The organism is Flavobacterium columnare NBRC 100251 = ATCC 23463, from assembly GCF_002530675.1.
Lineage (GTDB): Bacteria > Bacteroidota > Bacteroidia > Flavobacteriales > Flavobacteriaceae > Flavobacterium > Flavobacterium columnare.
On record NZ_PCMX01000007.1, the window covers coordinates 1 to 1,109 of the forward strand.

The 1,109-nt window shown below is 30.9% G+C and carries 2 pseudogenes; one reads left to right on the plus strand and one right to left on the minus strand.

The features are described 5' to 3' along the window. Positions 1-35 precede the first annotated feature (35 nt). A pseudogene (locus tag B0A78_RS14795) lies at positions 36-836 on the plus strand (ISAon1 family transposase). A 10-nt stretch (positions 837-846) separates the two neighbouring features. On the opposite strand, the pseudogene B0A78_RS14800 reads toward B0A78_RS14795, so the two are convergent. Then, positions 847-1,095, minus strand: a pseudogene (locus tag B0A78_RS14800) (IS481 family transposase); the annotation flags it as partial. Between the last annotated feature and the right edge of the window lie 14 nt (positions 1,096-1,109).

Genomic DNA, 1,109 nt, shown 5'->3' on the forward strand with positions numbered 1-1,109 from the left:
AACACGCGCATCAATGGATTGTTTATCCCCAAAATATGGGGACACATCTATCAATTGATGAAGTAGCTTTGTCTCAGGGGAAACTTTACACTATTGTAACCAACAAAAAATTCAAAGGTAAAAAAAGTTCCTTAGTAGCTATTATTGCTGAAACAAAGGATGATCAAGTCATAGAACTTATCCGTAAAATTGATCCTGAAAAAAGAAATTGTGTCAAAGAAACAACATTAGATATGGCCAATACTATGAAATTGATAGCTAAAAAATGTTTTCCAAAAGCAATACAAGTAACCGATAGATTCCATGTCCAAAAACGAGCCTTAGAAGCCTTACAAGAAATCAGAATCAAATACCGATGAAAAGCTATAGATATGGAAAATCAAGCCATAATAAAAGCAAAATCAGAAAACAAAACACATATTCCACAAATTTTACCCAATGGTGATTCCCCAAAGCAATTATTAGCTAGACACAGGTATTTACTCTATAAATCTCGCCAAAAATGGACGATAAACCAACAAGAAAGAGCTGAAATTCTATTTGAACTATATCCAGAGATAAAAACAGCATACCATTTATCTCAACAATTAAGAAATATCTACAACACCAATAACGATAAAAATGTTGCAATGTTAAAATTAGCCCATTGATATAGAACAGTAAAAGAATCAGGATTTAAAAACTTCAACATTGTTCTAAATACAATAACACTCAATTATCAATCAATACTAAACTACTTTGATAATAGAAGTACTAATGCAGCTGCTGAATCTTTTAATGCTAAAATAAAAGCCTTTAGAAGTCACTTTAGATGTAATAGCCACTACTTTACCTGACAGTTGTAAGTTAAATTAAGTTTGTCAGATTGTTTGTTTTTTCAATTCCCTTGGGGGCTTTTTCAGATGAAAGAAAAAAATGATTCTGATGTAATTTATTCAAGTTTTTTTCATCTGCCAAATATTTGGTATCTAAAAAAGTTTTTAAAGGAGTTTGTCCATAACAAAACTTACCAGAATGGGGTCTGTTTTGATTGTATTCTATCAGCCAAAGGTCAAGGTCTATTTGAAGTTGTTCAATTGAGTTATAAACTTTTTTCTAAAAGCTATGGC